The organism is Bacillus cereus group sp. BfR-BA-01522 (genome assembly GCF_022662635.1).
GTDB lineage: Bacteria > Bacillota > Bacilli > Bacillales > Bacillaceae_G > Bacillus_A > Bacillus_A cytotoxicus.
In genome coordinates this window covers 1-16,891 of the sequence record NZ_JAKUDY010000020.1, presented here as the reverse complement: position 1 = coordinate 16,891, position 16,891 = coordinate 1, and the positions used below count along the sequence as shown (strand labels likewise).

Sequence of the window (16,891 nt, the reverse complement as noted above, 5' to 3'; positions counted from 1 at the left end):
AAATTTTTAATGAAGTTGTAAAGCCAAATAAAAATGTGTTAGCAGTAGTATGTGGACATTATCATGATAGCGAGACATTAATTGATGAAATGGATGATGATGGGGATGGAATTGCAGATCGTAAAGTATATCAAATGTTAGCAGATTATCAAGATGGACCAGAAGGTGGCCAAGGATATATGCGCCTTTTACAGTTTGATACAACTGCAAATAAAATGTATGTAAAAACATATTCTCCATATTTAAATGAATATAATTTCTACAAACCCGAAGAATATCCGGGGAAAGATGAATTTACATTAGATATGGATTTAAAACCTGCGATTAAATAAGTTGCAACAGATTATGTAGAAGCAAACGTCTACACAGATGAAGTGATTGGCAAAGATAATTTTGTGGCAAATTGGCGTAATGCAAAAGTGACACTGAAAGACTTAGAGGAAAATACAACATATCATTGGTATATCAAAGTCGAAGACCGATATGGTGGACGAGTAACTTCTCCAATTTGGTCTTTTACAACTGGTAAGAAAGGATGGAGGTAGAACGTGTTCCCAAGTTAGGGAACACGTTTTTTAGTCATAAGAAACACGAGTACCATGAGTCCCATCGGCCTCGCTTTTATGAAAACCACCGCGAGCTTCAATCTCTTTTATAATTTCTTTATATATTGTTTGGCCTTCTACATTTAAATACGGCATGATTTGTTGTAAAGAATGGTGAAAATAAGCTAATTCTTCTTCTTTCCATTCTTTTTTTGAAATCATTGTTAGTTCCGCCATATCACGTCCAACGTACATACTTACACCTCCATCATAGGTAGTTTGAATGATCGTTAATAGATATATACACTCGTGAAAAAATAAATAGGGGGATATCTTTTATATGATTGGGGACATTATTAGTTGTGGAGGTGAGAAAGATGAACAAAAAACAACAAGGGTATAACAAAGCAACTTCTGGCGCTAGCATTCAAAGCACAAATGCTAGTTATGGTACAGAGTTTGCAACTGAAACAGATGTGCAAGCAGTGAAAAAGCAAAACGCACAATCAGAGGCGAAAAAGGCACAAGCTTCTGGTACTCAAAGTGCAAATGCAAGCTATGGTACAGAGTTTGCAACTGAAACGGATGTACAAGCAGTGAAAAAGCAAAACGCACAATCAGCTGCAAAAAAATCACAATCTTCTAGTACAAATCAGTAACAAAGGAAAAACACTTCTCTTTTTAAGGGAAGTGTTTTCTTTGTACTGAAATAAAGGAATGAGTCATACAGTAGATAGCGACATAACTTCTAATAAGTCAACAAATGTAGTCAAAGGAGAACGATACATCAAATGAGAAAAAATATGTAGTAGACGATGTATCTTGTATAAATTTAGGATGCATAAATAAAGGGGGTAGCTGATGAATTCATTTGATAAGTTGGTAGGAGAGCAGTTGCAAATAATGGACGAACTTTTAAAACTACAAGCGCATTTAGAGAGATACCAACAAATTGAAAGGAATGAGCAAGAGAAGTATGATCAAAAGGACTTATATTTTATTCGTCAAGAAATATCCAAAACCGAGTTAGCATTAAAGTTGTTACATGAAAAATTTGAGAAGCAGACAAATGAGGTCATTCATTCTTTTAAAAGGGAAAGGATCATTTCTAATTAAGGATTAGAAACATGTTCATCATATAGTTACGTGCCCTTCCGTAATGAATTGAAGAAGGGTTTTTTTGTATCTTATGCAGGAGACTGATTTTTTAGGCGAGTGCTAACGGCTTAGTTTTAAAATTTCGACAAAAAAGTTATAATAGAAAAAAAGTAAATGCGGTTCAATAGAAGTTTTAACAACTTAAGAGGGGCATTTGCAATGAAAGAAGGGAGCACGCATGGGATTTCCCAAAGAAGGAGAAAAAGTACAAATACATAGTTATAAACATAATGGCTCCATTCATAGAATGTGGGAAGAGACGACCATTTTAAAAGGAACACAAAGTTTAGTGATTGGTGCGAATGATCGGACACTTGTTACGGAATCAGATGGGCGAACATGGATTACTCGTGAACCAGCAATTTGTTATTTTCATGCAAATTATTGGTTTAATGTAATTGGGATGTTGCGAGAAGATGGTGTATACTACTATTGTAATTTAAGTTCCCCATTTGCATATGATCTTGAAGCGTTAAAGTATATTGATTATGATTTGGATATTAAAGTATATCCAGATATGACATATACTCTTTTAGATGAGGATGAGTATGAGAAACATAGCAAAATGATGAAGTATCCACCTGTCATTGATACAATTTTAAAGAGGAACGTAGAATATTTAAGAAAGTGGATTCATCAGCGAAAAGGACCGTTTGCACCGGACTTTGTAGATATGTGGTATGAGCGCTATTTAATGTATAGAGATTAAAACAAACCTGCAGGGAATACCCTAGCAGGTTTGTCCTATTGAGGGGGAAGTTATATGCAAGGAATAAAAAGGTATTTACAGTTTGTAAAACCATATAGATGGCTTATTGTAATTACCATCATTATTGGCGTAATTAAATTTGGTATTCCGCTTATTATGCCATGGTTATTAAAGTATATTATTGATGATGTTATTCAAGGCGGGGGATCACTTCAAGAAAAAACATCGCAATTAATAACAGCAGTTGGGATTACTTTTTTCATTTTTGCAGTGTTAAGGCCGCCAATTGAATATTATCGTCAATATTTTGCACAACGTATTGGTAATACAGTGCTTTATGATTTACGGAAACATATTTTTGATCATCTGCAACGATTAAGTTTAAGGTATTATTCAAATACGAAAACAGGTGAAGTCATTTCACGTGTAATTCATGATGTAGAGCAGACGAAAGACTTTGTTATTACGGGATTGATGAACGTTTGGCTTGATATGGCTACCATTTTAATTGCTGTGGTAGTGATGTTTTCTATGAATATAAAATTGACGCTCGTCGCGTTATTTATTTTGCCAATCTATGCAGTTGCAGTAAAATATTTTTTCAGTCGTCTTCGGAAATTAACGAGAGTGCGTTCGCAAGCACTTGCAACGATGCAAGGTTATTTACATGAGCGGATTCAAGGTATGCAAGTGACACGTAGTTTCGCGCTTGAAGAATATGAACAGAGACAGTTTGAAAAAAGAAATAATAATTTTTTAACAAAAGCATTGAATCATACAAGTTGGACTGCTAAAACATTCTCAGCGGTGAATACATTAACAGATTTAGGTCCATTGCTCGTTATTGTATTTGCAGCATATGAGGTTATTCATGGGAAACTCACTCTCGGGACGATGGTTGCTTTTGTTGGCTATATGGATAGTTTATATAGTCCGCTGCGACGTCTTGTGAATTCTTCTACAACATTGACACAATCATTTGCTTCTATGGATCGTGTTTTCGAATTATTAGATGAAAAATATGATATTGTAAATGTCGATCATGCAATTCAAACGAAAAAATTAGATGGAAAAGTTGTATTTGATGATGTTTCGTTTCGTTATAATGAAAAAGAAGCAGACGTATTACGTCATCTTTCATTTACCATTGCTCCTGGGGAAAAAGTAGCGCTTGTTGGAGCAAGTGGAGGAGGAAAATCATCCATCGCGAGTTTAATTCCGCGTTTTTATGATGTATCTAGCGGTGCTGTTTATATAGATGATGTAAACGTAAAAGAGTATGAAATGAGAAATTTACGCAGCCACATCGGGATTGTACTGCAAGATAATTTATTATTTAGTGATACAATTCGAGCAAATATTTTATATGGAAATCCAAATGCTACGGATGAAGAGGTAATTGCAGCTGCAAGAGCTGCGCAGATTCATGATTTTATTCTTGCTTTACCAGATGGGTATCATACGATAGTTGGGGAACGAGGAGTAAAATTATCTGGCGGACAAAGGCAGCGTATTGCGATTGCTCGTGTGTTCTTAAAAAATCCATCCTTGCTTATATTAGATGAAGCAACTTCAGCTTTGGATTTAGAAAATGAAAGATATATTCAAGAGGCTCTTCAAACATTAGCTGCTGATCGTACAACAATTATCATTGCTCATAGACTCGCAACAATTACGCATGTTGATACAATCGTTTATATTGAAAATGGAGAAATCAAGGAAAAAGGTTCTCATGAGCAACTCATGGAGAAGCGTGGATTGTATTATAATTTGTATCAACTTCAGCATATAGAAGAAACAACCCCTTTACGCTAATGGGGTTGTTTCTTATTCATCGGCTTGTTTTTCACTAATTTGTAACTCATTTTCTGGTTTGTGATAGGTGTAAAAACTGTCTACCAGTAAGTCCAAATGCTCCACTTCCTCACTATAATTAATAATGGAGGAAATAAGAGGAAAGAGATGCAGCCATATTTTATAAGATTCTTCATCATCTTTATTTTGATAATCCATAAAAATATCAATCAATTCTTGTTTACCTGTTTCAACTTCATCTAACATTTCTACCGATTGTTGCTTTTTCGCTTTGCCGATAAATTTTAATAAAACTTGCTCGTGGTAATTTGTTAAGGAATCCAGTTCATTTTGAATGGATTCTTGGAATGACTCTGGCATATGGCGCAGCTCATTCTCAGTGCGATGAAGTGATTTTAACGTACTTAAAGCACGGCTCGTCGTTGCAAGCATTTGTCTAAATAAAACAAGCTTACGAATTTTTGCAAATCGTATTTTCTTTGTATAGCTTCGTTCTTCTTTATAAAGCAAGTAATAATGATTGAGCTTAATCATCTTTTCTTTCATGCGATCAATATCAGTTTTTAATGTTGTGAAATCTGAGGCTTGCCTACTATTCATGCGAATCCATTTTACAATTTCTTCTGTATTATCAACGATACGATAATATAGTTTCGTTTCGTATTTTGGCGGCATGAATATTAAATTCACAAGTGAAGCAGCAATAATTCCGGTCATAATCGTTGCAAAGCGTAGTAATGCAAAATCAAAGAAATTTTCCCCTTGATATTCCATAATAGCAATGACTGTAACTAAAGCGATTGATATTGTTTTTTCTAAACGTAATTGTAATGTAAGAGCGATAACTAGTATACAAGTTAATCCAATAATAAATGGATTATTTCCAAAAGCAAAAGCGAATGCGATGGCAAAGACCGCACCAATTATATTTGCTTGAATTTGCTCGAGTGCTGTCAAGTATGAGCGGTATACAGATGGTTGTACAGCAAAAATGGCTGAAATCCCTGCAAATACTGGACTTGGCAGATGGAGCAAAGTACTAGCAAACAGTGCTAATGTAATGGCAATACCCGTTTTTAAAATGCGAGCACCAAGTTTCATACCCTTATTGATATCCTTTCTTCTTGTCATAGTGAATGTACAACATGATACTATACATTCATTACAATATGTTAGCAAGTGATATTTTAGTGACATTTCAAATCAAATTCATGTAAAAAGACTAGTGAAGGATTTTTCATTGTTCTCTTTTTTTGAATCCATCATGCTTAGTGAAAAAACCCGCTGAATGTCAGCAGGTTTCAATTTGTTATTATAGATTACTATGCGTGATTGACTTAGTCAATTCTTATAAGGATAAAATTATTCAGTTGAAACAGATGGATCTGCTTGTTCTTTTTTCGGGATGATTTCATAAAAATGTTTTTGTATATCATCTAGTAACGGTGTTAAGAGAGCAACTTCTTCAAATTGCTCATGTTCATTTAATACTCGAATATAGTCTGTTAATAATTGGGTAACGTCTAATTTGCCATGATTGCTAAGCGGTTGTAATGTGACATTTGCCCCTTTGGGAATTCGTCTTTTTAAAGCGTGCTCTGTTAAACCGAATTCTGGTTGATGACGTAAATAGACAATTCCACCTGTCATGCCAGCACAAATCCATGGACCAGGATCTCCTAAAACAAGAGCGCGACCATTTGTCATATATTCAAAGGCGAATCCTTTTATATTTGCATAGGAACCTAAGTTACCGTTTTCCTTCGAGCGAAGTGGTTTGGTAATTCTGCCGCCAATAACCATGTCTGCTCCTGAAAGACGAATTCCTGCACGTGCATCAGCATTCCCTTGGACATATAAGGCCCCTTTTTGAGCACCATATCCAAAGCACTTTCCGACAGAGCCGTTGTAATATACACCATCTTTTCCTTTTGATTTTGTAATATAAATGCCACCGCCAAATGATGTTTTTCCAATACCATCTTGAGCACCACCATTGACGTGAATAAATAAATTCTCACTATTATAAGCTCCTAGGCCGTTACCTGGAATAGATCCATTTGTATACTTGAGAGTGAGCGGTTCAAGAGGATTATTTTCATACAGCTTACTACGAACGCGATAACAGGATTCTAAGCCTCCCATTACGCGTTGATTCACACTAACACCCACTAATTCTTTAGAACGGACCGCATTCATTACAATAGGTTGTTCGTTTTGTATAGACTGGATTGAAGTGGAAGATGAGATATTTAATGTGTGTAATAAACTGTGTAAATCTAATAAATCTATACCGCGAGTTTGCTCTAATAAATCTGAACGTCCAACAATTTCTTGTAAATTCGTATAACCAAGTATTCCTGTTAATCGTTTCAGTTCCTCTCCAAAAGCAGTAAATAAGTTTAGTAATCCTTCTACAGCATGTTCGAATTGACGCGGGATAAAGCGGCGGAGACCGTGCTCTTTTGCTTGTGCTTCTGACTCAATTTGTGTTGCAATTCCTACATGACATGTATCTAAATGACAGCCGCGACAAGTTGTGCAGCCAATTGCAATCATGGATAAAGTACCGAAACCGATGCGATTGGCACCTAAAAGCATAATTTTAAGCGCATCATTAACACTGCGAATACCGCCATCTGCCCATATTTCTACTTGATGTCTCATATTTGCTTCAAGAAGGGCGTTATGAGCAGCTTTTACTCCGATTTCTACAGGAAGGCCGACATGTTGCAGGGCATGAATACGTGCAGCTCCGGTTCCGCCATCGAATCCACTTATATTAATAAAATTAGCCCCGGCTTTGGCAATCCCAACGGCAATCGTTCCAATATTAGGAACAACAGGAACTTTCACAGCCACTTTTGCAAATTGATTCGCTGTTTTAATTTCAGTAATCATTTGAGCTAAGTCTTCAATGGAGTAAATATCATGATTGTTAGAAGGCGAAATAAGGTCTGAGCCAATTGTTGCGTTTCGTGCTTCAGCGATTTTTAAAGTTACTTTTGAACCTGGTAAATGCCCGCCTTCACCAGGTTTTGCTCCCTGCCCGATTTTGATTTCAATTAAATTGGATGAGTTAAGTAGTTCGGCATTTACACCAAAACGTCCAGATGCAATTTGTTGGCCGCGTGTATGTGGATATTTACCAATCATATCCTTAATTTCTCCGCCTTCACCATTTAGGCTAATCATATTTAAACGCTCGGCAGCTTCCGCATAAGCGCGGAAGGCAGTTTCATTTTGAGATCCAAAAGACATGGAGCTAATAATAAATGGTAAGTTATGATTTTTGATGGCAATAGAAACTTGTTCAGGTGGTACGGCTTGTTCTGCTTCTTTTAATTGAATAAGATGACGGATTGCGATTGGATTTTTTTCTTCTAGCTCTGTTAATTTTTCACGAAAATCATCATACTGGTTTCCTTTTGCCACATCGCCAATCGCTTTCCAAATGCGCGGGAATATATGGAACGTTTTTCGCATTTTTACCTTTGGATTGTTATAATCCATTGCTCTAGATTTCGCGTCTTCTACAAGTGATGTAAGGGAGAATGCTAAATGATTAGCCCCAAAGAAATTTGTAATTTGCAGTATATTTGCAATCTCTTCGTGTAATCCGATGGAAGAAAAGAGACGACCATAACCTCGTAGCTCATGAATCCCGATCGTGGAAATTACTTTTTCAATCCCTTTGTTTAATGCTGTATATAAATTAATAATCGGTGATGTTGTACCATCATTTACAGTTGCAAACATGAAGTAAGGATTAATAACATCTGCACCGAATCCATATAGCGTCACAAGATCGTGTAAGGAACGAAGAGCACCAGATCTAACAAGAAGAGAGCAGTTTCTTCTCAGTTGTTTTTCCATTAATGCCTGATGGATACTAGCTGTGATTAAATGTGGATCCATCCATAGTTGACCATCTTTGTGCGCTTTCGCATCATCTAAAATTAATAGAGTAGCTCCTTTTCGGACAGCCATAATTGCTTCTTCATTGATTCGATTCAGCGCATCGTATAATGTTTCTGATGATGTAAAAGTCATGGACAGTTTATAAATTGTGCTATGAGTGACGAATAATTGAAGGAGTTGCTCATATGTGATAGTTTCTAAATCATTCGTTATAGACTGAGCTAAATTCCCTTCTAATATAATTGGCGATAAAAGTTCAAACACAAATGGATGATGAGACGTATGTGATAAACTTGGGCGTTCTCCGAGTACGATACGTGTAGAGAAATGTTCAATCTCTCTATCGCGGTCAATCGCTGGATTTGTAACAACTGCTACGCTTTCTTTTATAAAATCAGAGATGTTACGTCTATCTGTATCAAGTGCAGCGAGAGGAGCATCGTGTCCGAGAGAGCGAATTGGTTCAACTCCTTTTGCAGCCATTTGTTCAAGAAGCTGAATATGCTCACGATTCCATCCAAACGCAACATATTCCTCGGTTGCTACTTGATTACGATTAGATCGTCCATTGATGTTCTCTATAGCTGGAATGGTTACATTCAGATGGTAGTCTGTCACATCAATTCGCTGTTTGAAACGATTGAATACTTCTTCTTGATACTTTTCATATTCATAGAGAACAAGGGTGTCTTCCTGCCAATGTAATCCGATTTTTTCTCCAGGTGCAAGAGGTTTTGGTTCTGCTACATATTCATTTGGTGAGATGATTCCTGGCTCTGAAGAAAAAATAAAAGAAGTTTCCGTTTCCACTTTCCAAACTGGTCGTAAACCAAGGGAATCGACACTAAAGACGGCTTCATCTTTATAACGCGAAATGATACCGGCTGGCCCTTGGGCAAAATGTCCCCACGCTTCACGTATATACGTATATAAATCTTGTAAGTGTGTTTCATATAATTTTATTTCATTTATAATCGGTGGAAATAAGATGTCCATTGCTTCGAATAAACTGTAGTTGTAATGAATGAGAAGTGTTTCTAAGGTGCGGTTTAAATCTTGAGAGTCACTGCCACCAGCAGTAAGTGGTACACCAATCATTTTGGCTTGATCACGTAGTGTAGCAATCGTATTAATCTCACCATTATGTCCGAGAATACTAAACGGTTGTACACGAAAAAAATTAGATAATGTATTCGTGGAGTAACGGTTATGTCCTAATGTCATTGTTGATGCAATAAGCGGATGTTGCAAGTCATTATAGTAAGCGACAAGTGTATCACCAGCTCCGAGCACTTTATAAACGACATGATGTTGACTAAGTGAGGAAACGTGAACCTGCCTTTTCTCTTCAATCGCAATTGTTAAAGAGAATAGCATTTGATCAATATTTATAGCGTCTTTCTCTGCAATCATGGCAATTTGCCAAAATACGGGTTCTTCTTGTTTCCCAAGAGGACCGAGTGCATCGGAGTTTACCGCATTATCATTCTCAAATATAATGGTGAGATTGTTTTGCTCTAATTTTTGACGTACATCATTTTTTAAATGGTTTACATTTGCTTTTTTGTCTAGAAAAAAATGTCCAATGATAAAGTGAGGATGTTCCACAATCGCTGGATTATATCCGCTATTTTTTAATTTTTCTTTCCAAAGTTCTTTTGGTAAATCAATGTGAATGCCGATCCCATCTCCTTCACCATTAATGAAACCAGCACGGTGATTCATTTTAATAAGTGATTGTATACAAAGGTCGATGTTTTCTTTTGTAGGAATTCTTTGCTTTTCTATCACGGAAACGATTCCACACGCATCGTGTTCAGCGTTTTTATAATCTCGAAATAAAGACGGTGTCCATGTCTTTTGTGTATTGAGCATCCGTCAATCCCCCCTCTTTTTATAAAAAACTAAGTAATCTAACTAATTATTATTAAAAGACTTTGTATACAATGAATGTGCAAAAGGAATAAAACTGATAATTATGAATAATTATACTATTTGTGTGTGATTTATGAAATAGGAAAAAGAAAAAATAGAGAAAGGTCTCTATTTTTTTCTTTTTCTTTATTATTTTGCTAAAGCAGCAAATGCTCTACCGACAGCTTCAATTGTATATTCAATGTCTTCTGCAGTATGCTCTGTTGTTAAGAACCAAGCTTCATATTTGGATGGAGCTAAATTAATTCCTTCTTTCAGCATAAGTTTGAAGAATTTACCGAACATTTCTCCATCTGTATTTTGCGCACCATCATAATCTTCAATTGTATTTGTAGTGAAGTAAACAGTGAGTGCTCCTTTTAAGCGGTTTACTGTAATATTGATATTATGTTTTTTCGCTTGTTCTAAAATACCTTTTTCAAGCATTGCTCCAAGCTTATCTAATTTTTCGTATACGCCTTCTTGCTTTAATACTTCTAAGCATGCGATACCTGCTGACATAGAAGCTGGATTTCCTGCCATTGTACCTGCTTGATAAGCGGGGCCAAGCGGAGCGACTTGTTCCATAATTTCTTTTTTACCGCCATATGCTCCAATTGGTAGTCCGCCACCAATAATCTTACCAAGAGCTGTTAAGTCTGGTGTTACGCCAAGAAGGTCTTGAGCCCCCCCGTACATAAAGCGGAAAGCGGTGATAACTTCATCATAGATTACTAAGGCACCAGCTGCATGAGCAAGTTCGTTTACTTGTTCAAGGAATCCAGGTTTCGGTTCTACAATCCCAAAGTTTCCAACGATTGGTTCAACAAGAATCGCTGCAACTTCATGTCCCCATTTGTCGAGTGCTTCTTTTAAAGTTTCGACATTGTTAAATGGTACGGTAATCACTTCTTCAGCAATACTTTGTGGCACGCCAGCTGAATCAGGAGTTCCAAGAGTAGAAGGGCCAGAGCCAGCTGCAACAAGTACTAAATCTGAATGCCCATGGTAACAACCGGCGAATTTCATAATTTTTGTGCGCCCAGTATAAGCACGAGCCACACGGATTGTAGTCATAACAGCTTCTGTACCAGAGTTTACGAAACGCACTTTATCTAAAGCTGGCATTGCTTCTTTTAACATTTTTGCAAACTTTACTTCTAATGCTGTTGGTGTTCCGTATAAAACACCATTTTCAGCAGCTGTTTTAATTGCCTTTGTTACATGTGGGTGAGCATGTCCTGTAATAATGGGACCGTATGCTGCTAAATAATCGATGTATTTATTGCCATCTACATCCCAAAAGTAAGCACCTTTTCCACGTTCCATTGCAACGGGAGAACCACCGCCAACTGCTTTAAAAGAACGAGAAGGACTATTCACACCGCCAACAATATGTTCTAAAGCTTCCTTATGTAATGCTTCTGATTTTGTGAAATTCACTATCATTCATCTCCTTACAAAAATCTATGTATTATTCTAACATGTTTTTTAGAAAGACGTATTATTTGTGATAAGGATATTAGCTCGGGTAAACTATTCGTTGTGATATTTAGGAAGGGGGCTAATTATGAAATCAGTAATTGAAGTAAAAGGATTACGAAAAGAATTTACAGCTTACTCCAGTCGTTCTGGCTTAAAAGGTGCATTCCGTGATTTATTAAATCGTAATTATAAAATAGTACCAGCAGTAAATGATGTTTCGTTTACTGTCAAGCGAGGTGAAATGGTTGGTTATATTGGTGAAAATGGTGCTGGTAAATCAACGACTATTAAAATGTTAACGGGAATTTTGACTCCAACATCTGGAGAAATTATAGTAAACGGAATGAATCCGCACAAACAGAGAGAGGAATTCGTAAGAACAATCGGTGTTGTATTTGGTCAACGATCTCAGCTTTGGTGGGATATCGCTGTACAAGAATCATTTCGCTTATTGAAAAAAGTGTATAGTGTATCAGATGCACAGTATAAAGAGCATATGGAACATGTGATTGAAACATTAGATATTGGCCCGTTATTAAATAAGCCAGTGCGAAAACTATCACTTGGGCAAAGGATGCGTTGTGAATTAGCAGCAGCTTTAATTCATAATCCGCCGTTATTATTTTTAGATGAACCGACAATTGGCTTAGATGTTCTTGTGAAATTGAAGATACGCAAATTTTTAAAAGAGATGAATGAGCGTTACAAAACAACGATTTTATTAACAACGCATGATATTACTGATATTGAGGCATTATGTGAGCGCGTTATTATGCTTGATGAAGGGAATATTATATATGATGGATCTTTAGAAAATTTACGGTCGCAATGGGGGGCAGAAAAGGAAATTCATTTTCAGTTTGTTTCTCCTGTTTCACCTCAACAATTAGCAATGATTATGCCAGACAGTCAAGTTGCTTGGTCTAAAGCAAAAGATGAGCATACATGGATTGCGAAAATACCGAATGAAGAAGTCATTATTTCTATGCTGATTTCAAAAGTAGTACAAACTTTTCAAATTAAAGATTTAAAAATTAATGAAGTGTCTACAGAAGAAATGATTCGTAACATTTATGAAGAAGGTATGACTCATGGGTAAGTACATGGAAATGATTCGCATTCGTTTTTTAATGATGCTTGCTTATCGCACAAATTATTATAGCGGTATCTTAATTTATACAATTAATATTGGTGCGTATTACTTTTTATGGAAAGCTATTTATAGTAGGAAAGAGAATATTGAAAGTTTATCTATTTCGCAGATGACGACTTATATTGCGATTGCTTGGATGGCTCGTGCTTTTTATTTTAATAATATCGATCGAGAAATTGCGATGGAAATTCAAGAAGGACGTGTAGCAGTAGAATTAATTCGTCCATATAATTATTTAGGAATGAAAGTCATGCAAGGGCTTGGAGAAGGGATATTTCGCTTTGCATTTTTTTCAATACCAGGAATGATTATTGTAACTTTATTATTCTCATTACAAATTAAAATGAATGTTCAAACGTGGTTCTATTTCTTTTTATCCTTAATATTTAGTTTCATTATTAATACACAAATTAACTTAATGACGGGAATGCTTACCTTTTTCTTGTTTAATAACAGTGGAATTATGTATGCGAAACGAGTTGTGATTGATTTATTTTCTGGTTTGTTATTACCGATTAGTTTCTATCCTTTATGGGCCCAAAAGGCAATGGTGTTTTTACCATTTCAAGCAATCAGTTATATTCCAAGTATGATTTTTTCTGAAGGAATAAGCGGAAATAAATTATATGAAGCGCTATTCTTTCAAATGATTTGGGCAGTAATGCTTATTATTCCAATTGTGCTGATGTGGAAAACGGCGAGAAAACGTCTAATTGTACAAGGGGGATGATGAGATGCTATATATGCGATTATTTTTACAATATGCAAGCCAATATATAAAAACAAAATTGGAGTATCGTGGTGACTTTATCGTCGGATTACTTTCGGACTTGTTATTACAAGCTGTTAATTTAATCTTCATCCTTGTCGTTTTCGGGCATACGCAAGCATTAAAAGGGTGGAGTCGGGAAGAGGTAATCTTTATTTACGGATTTTTCTTAGTTCCATTTGCCATTTTTTCCGCATTCTTTAATATATGGGATTTTAATGAACGATATATTATTAAAGGAGAAATGGATCGTGTATTAACGAGACCAATTCATAGCTTATTTCAAGTTATATTAGAAAGAATGGAATTGGAATCATTAATTGGAGCGCTGACCGGAATGATTGTGATGGGATATGCCGCAGCAGAACTCCGACTTTCTTTCCATTGGTATGACTTCTTTTTCTTCATTCTGATGGTAGGAGGTGGTGCCCTTGTATATGGAGGGATATTTGTAACCCTTGCAAGCCTTGGTTTTTGGTCAGATGCGAAAAGTTCTATTATGCCACTTATGTATAACATCGGAAATTATGGAAGATATCCTGTAAATATTTATAACCGTGTCATTCGTTTTGTTTTAACGTTCGTACTACCTTTTGCTTTTGTGGGTGTCTATCCGGCAGCCTATTTCCTTAAAAAAGCAGAGTGGAACAGTTATGCATTTGCAACACCAATTGTTGGTATCGTTTGTTTTGCGATTGCAATAACACTTTGGAATCAAGGAGTAAAAAGATATCGCGGAGCTGGAAATTAATTAGAAAGGCTTGTTTGTTTCGACGGATAAATTCTATACAGTCCTCATACATATAAAATGAGGTGGAGGACATGTTATGGGGACTTATTCTCTTAATTGCAGCAATTGCAGTTTTAAGAAGTATTCAACTGGTATGGAGATGTGCTGATTCGAAACGATTTTTTTCTTTGTATAATTTAACTTCATTATTTTTAATTTATACAACAGTACTTATTGCGTTTGGATTAAGTTATGTTGTTTTAGAAGAAAGTGGGTTTACAGTACTAAGAGAAGAGGGTGAAAAGTTAACTGTTCATTCATTCCAGCTTGTCGAAACATGTTTATATTTTAGTGCAGTAACTTTATTGTCGGTTGGCTATGGAGATATTACGCCGATTGGCATAGGACGATGGATAGCGATTGTAGAGGCTTTAATTGGATATACATTACCCTTTGCATTTGTTGTTCGTACTGTAATAGAAAATGAAAAATAAGGAAATGTTTGTTATAGTAGAAGGCAAAAGGAGTGATAAGTATGATCACAGTAGGAGAAATGGCACCAGACTTTACTCTGGAAGCAAGCAATGGAGAACAAATTAAGTTATCTGATTTTAGAGGAAAACATGTTGTTTTATATTTCTATCCAAAAGATATGACACCAGGGTGTACAACAGAAGCGTGTGATTTTCGAGATGCATATGGAGTATTTCAAGAAAATGATACTGTCATTCTTGGAGTAAGCCCGGATCCAGCTAATAGACATGTGAAATTTATTGAAAAACACGAATTACCATTTTTACTATTAGTGGATGAAGATCATAAGATAGCAGAACAATATGGGGTTTGGAAATTAAAGAAAAACTTTGGTAAAGAGTATATGGGAATTGAACGTTCGACTTTCCTTATTAATAAAAATGGTGAACTTGTACAAGAATGGCGTAAAGTGAGAGTAAAGGGACATGTCGAAGAAGTATTAGAAAGTATAAAAAAGCAGGCGTAAATATATCTTTTCTATACGAGAAACGTATAGTGGGATAGCGTTTCCTGTTAGCAATTGTATTTCCTGCTGTTTACCTTGTTTCTATTTAGCATCTAGGAGGAAACTTTGTAAAATAAGAAAGAAGTGCTTCCTATCCGGCATATGTCTATACATTTTTCAATATCCTTCATACATTAAAAGGGTAGGGCATACCTCTTCAGATGATAGTATTCCAAGTGCGATTATATCGCACTTTTTTCTATGCTTTGTTATATTTGAAATAAACAGATGACTTTTGTTGCGATGGAATATGTATAAAAAAGGGTCAAGCATACATAAAAATAAGGATAGATGAAAAATAAAAAAACATCTAGTTATAGTAGAAATATTGACGATTGATAAGAAAAGGAGTACACTCTTTATAAGAATTATAAAATAATAATCCGTATAGAATCGGGGTGCATGGCGGTGGTCAAAGAAGAATTAAAAGAAGCGCTAGAAATGCTAAAAAATACGGGTGTACGAATTACTCCACAGCGTCATGCTATTTTAGAGTACCTTGTGGAATCTATGACACACCCAACGGCGGATGAAATTTATAAAGCATTAGAAGGTAAGTTTCCAAATATGAGTGTTGCAACTGTTTATAATAATTTACGTGTATTTAAAGAAGTAGGACTTGTAAAGGAATTAACTTACGGAGACGCTTCAAGTAGATTTGATTATGTTACAAGTCAACATTATCATGTGATTTGCGAGAAATGTGGTAAGATTGTTGATTTTCCTTATGAAGGTTTGGAAAAGCTTGAAGATGAAGCTGCAAAAACAACGGGCTTCGTTATTAATAGTCATCGCTTAGAGATTTATGGTGTATGTCCAGAATGTCATAAGGCGCAATAAATAAAGAAAGAGACTAACGATTACGTTAGTCTCTTTCTTTATTTATTAAATATTTGTGTGCTTTATAGTTTTTTATTATATTTCTCATCAAATTCTTTTCCTTCTAAGTTTGGATCAAGAGTTAAAGGTTGATTACAATGCATACATACATCTACACGCCCAAGCATTTTAGTTGGTTTGTTACAGCTAGGACAAACAATTTGTACAGTTTTTGTAGATAACATTCCAATCCAAAAATAGACAAAGGTGCTAGCTAGAACGGCTAAGAAACCAAGCATCATAAAGGTAGTCATAATAATAATGTTTTCTCGGAAAAAGACCCCTAAGTATGCGATCAATAGTCCGATAAAGACTAAACTTAATGCAAACGTACGAATTTTATTGATCTTGTTTGAATACTTAATCCCCATTCTCATATCACACTCCTATTATAAATATAACATAAAATTTAGAATTTTTTATCGAAACAATATTGTTTATTTATTCCCTAGCTTTATTGAGTAGAAATAATAGGATGTGAAATTTTTCGTAAAAAGTGTTGACCGGATAAGAAACGCATGATATATTAATACACGTCGCTGATGCGAAATATGCAGAGAGCGAAAAAAGAAAAGAAATAAAAAACTTAGTTGACATCAAAAAGAAGAGATGCTAACATAAGGAAGTCGCAAATGAAGCGACAAACGAGTTCTTTGAAAACTGAACGAAACAAACAACGTGAAACGTCAATTTTTATTTATGATGCTAGACAAACTTTATTGGAGAGTTTGATCCTGGCTCAGGATGAACGCTGGCGGCGTGCCTAATACATGC

18 protein-coding genes are annotated in these 16,891 nt (G+C 35.6%); 13 read left to right on the top strand and 5 right to left on the bottom strand.

Annotated elements, in window-relative coordinates:
* Positions 1-35 precede the first annotated feature (35 nt).
* The gene (locus tag MR059_RS22375) at positions 36-332 is read left to right on the top strand and encodes a metallophosphoesterase family protein (RefSeq protein ID WP_011983555.1); all 297 of its coding nucleotides are present in this window, start codon (positions 36-38) and stop codon (positions 330-332) included.
* Between the two features lie 63 nt (positions 333-395).
* Positions 396-545, top strand: a complete 150-nt coding sequence (locus MR059_RS22370; protein ID WP_237701316.1) for a hypothetical protein — start codon at positions 396-398, stop codon at positions 543-545.
* Between the two features lie 30 nt (positions 546-575).
* On the opposite strand, the gene MR059_RS19620 is transcribed toward MR059_RS22370, so the two are convergent.
* Entirely contained in the window at positions 576-800 is a 225-nt protein-coding gene (locus MR059_RS19620) for a hypothetical protein (RefSeq protein WP_011983557.1), read from the bottom strand.
* A 107-nt stretch (positions 801-907) separates the two neighbouring features.
* Here MR059_RS19620 and MR059_RS19615 point away from each other — a divergent pair, with 107 nt between their 5' ends.
* The 4 genes from MR059_RS19615 to MR059_RS19600 all read left to right on the top strand — a co-directional run bounded on the left by MR059_RS19615 (position 908) and on the right by MR059_RS19600 (position 4,227).
* Positions 908-1,204, top strand: coding sequence for a gamma-type small acid-soluble spore protein (locus MR059_RS19615; RefSeq protein ID WP_081428424.1), 297 nt, complete (start codon positions 908-910; stop codon positions 1,202-1,204).
* 202 nt (positions 1,205-1,406) lie between these two features.
* Positions 1,407-1,661 carry a YgaB family protein gene (locus MR059_RS19610; RefSeq protein WP_011983559.1) on the top strand — a complete coding sequence of 85 codons (255 nt, stop codon included), beginning with the start codon at positions 1,407-1,409 and terminating at the stop codon, positions 1,659-1,661.
* A gap of 220 nt (positions 1,662-1,881) precedes the next feature.
* On the top strand, positions 1,882-2,412 hold the full coding sequence (gene ntdP / locus MR059_RS19605; RefSeq protein ID WP_011983560.1) for a nucleoside tri-diphosphate phosphatase: 531 nt from the start codon (positions 1,882-1,884) through the stop codon (positions 2,410-2,412).
* A 54-nt stretch (positions 2,413-2,466) separates the two neighbouring features.
* The gene (locus tag MR059_RS19600) at positions 2,467-4,227 is read left to right on the top strand and encodes an ABC transporter ATP-binding protein (RefSeq protein ID WP_087094433.1); all 1,761 of its coding nucleotides are present in this window, start codon (positions 2,467-2,469) and stop codon (positions 4,225-4,227) included.
* A 12-nt stretch (positions 4,228-4,239) separates the two neighbouring features.
* On the opposite strand, the gene MR059_RS19595 is transcribed toward MR059_RS19600, so the two are convergent.
* The 3 genes from MR059_RS19595 to hemL form a co-directional block, all read right to left on the bottom strand.
* A complete protein-coding gene (locus MR059_RS19595) occupies positions 4,240-5,328 on the bottom strand; it encodes an aromatic acid exporter family protein (protein ID WP_041809420.1) in 1,089 nt (362 codons plus the stop codon).
* 261 nt (positions 5,329-5,589) lie between these two features.
* Positions 5,590-10,023: a glutamate synthase-related protein gene (locus MR059_RS19590; RefSeq protein WP_242161952.1), complete on the bottom strand. Its 4,434-nt coding sequence runs from the start codon at positions 10,021-10,023 to the stop codon at positions 5,590-5,592.
* Between the two features lie 189 nt (positions 10,024-10,212).
* Positions 10,213-11,511 (bottom strand): glutamate-1-semialdehyde-2,1-aminomutase, encoded by a 1,299-nt coding sequence (gene hemL / locus MR059_RS19585; RefSeq protein ID WP_087094435.1) that lies wholly within the window; start codon positions 11,509-11,511, stop codon positions 10,213-10,215.
* A 121-nt stretch (positions 11,512-11,632) separates the two neighbouring features.
* On the opposite strand from hemL, the gene MR059_RS19580 reads away from it, so the two are divergent.
* The 6 genes from MR059_RS19580 to perR all read left to right on the top strand — a co-directional run bounded on the left by MR059_RS19580 (position 11,633) and on the right by perR (position 16,078).
* The gene (locus MR059_RS19580; protein ID WP_011983565.1) at positions 11,633-12,646 is read left to right on the top strand and encodes an ABC transporter ATP-binding protein; all 1,014 of its coding nucleotides are present in this window, start codon (positions 11,633-11,635) and stop codon (positions 12,644-12,646) included.
* Positions 12,639-13,430 carry an ABC transporter permease gene (locus tag MR059_RS19575; RefSeq protein ID WP_242161951.1) on the top strand — a complete coding sequence of 264 codons (792 nt, stop codon included), beginning with the start codon at positions 12,639-12,641 and terminating at the stop codon, positions 13,428-13,430. Before MR059_RS19580 ends, MR059_RS19575 begins: the two co-directional genes overlap by 8 nt.
* A gap of 4 nt (positions 13,431-13,434) precedes the next feature.
* Positions 13,435-14,220: an ABC transporter permease gene (locus MR059_RS19570; RefSeq protein WP_011983567.1), complete on the top strand. Its 786-nt coding sequence runs from the start codon at positions 13,435-13,437 to the stop codon at positions 14,218-14,220.
* Between the two features lie 71 nt (positions 14,221-14,291).
* On the top strand, positions 14,292-14,693 hold the full coding sequence (locus MR059_RS19565) for a potassium channel family protein (RefSeq protein WP_011983568.1): 402 nt from the start codon (positions 14,292-14,294) through the stop codon (positions 14,691-14,693).
* 41 nt (positions 14,694-14,734) lie between these two features.
* A complete protein-coding gene (gene bcp, locus MR059_RS19560) occupies positions 14,735-15,199 on the top strand; it encodes a thioredoxin-dependent thiol peroxidase (protein WP_242161950.1) in 465 nt (154 codons plus the stop codon).
* A gap of 447 nt (positions 15,200-15,646) precedes the next feature.
* Complete coding sequence (perR, locus tag MR059_RS19555) at positions 15,647-16,078, top strand: peroxide-responsive transcriptional repressor PerR (RefSeq protein WP_011983570.1); 432 nt, start codon at positions 15,647-15,649, stop codon at positions 16,076-16,078.
* 62 nt (positions 16,079-16,140) lie between these two features.
* Here perR and MR059_RS19550 read toward each other — a convergent pair whose 3' ends face one another.
* Positions 16,141-16,488, bottom strand: coding sequence for a YgzB family protein (locus tag MR059_RS19550; protein WP_242161949.1), 348 nt, complete (start codon positions 16,486-16,488; stop codon positions 16,141-16,143).
* A 261-nt stretch (positions 16,489-16,749) separates the two neighbouring features.
* Here MR059_RS19550 and MR059_RS22520 point away from each other — a divergent pair, with 261 nt between their 5' ends.
* A complete protein-coding gene (locus MR059_RS22520) occupies positions 16,750-16,884 on the top strand; it encodes a hypothetical protein (RefSeq protein ID WP_420950785.1) in 135 nt (44 codons plus the stop codon).
* Positions 16,885-16,891: the final 7 nt, after the last annotated feature.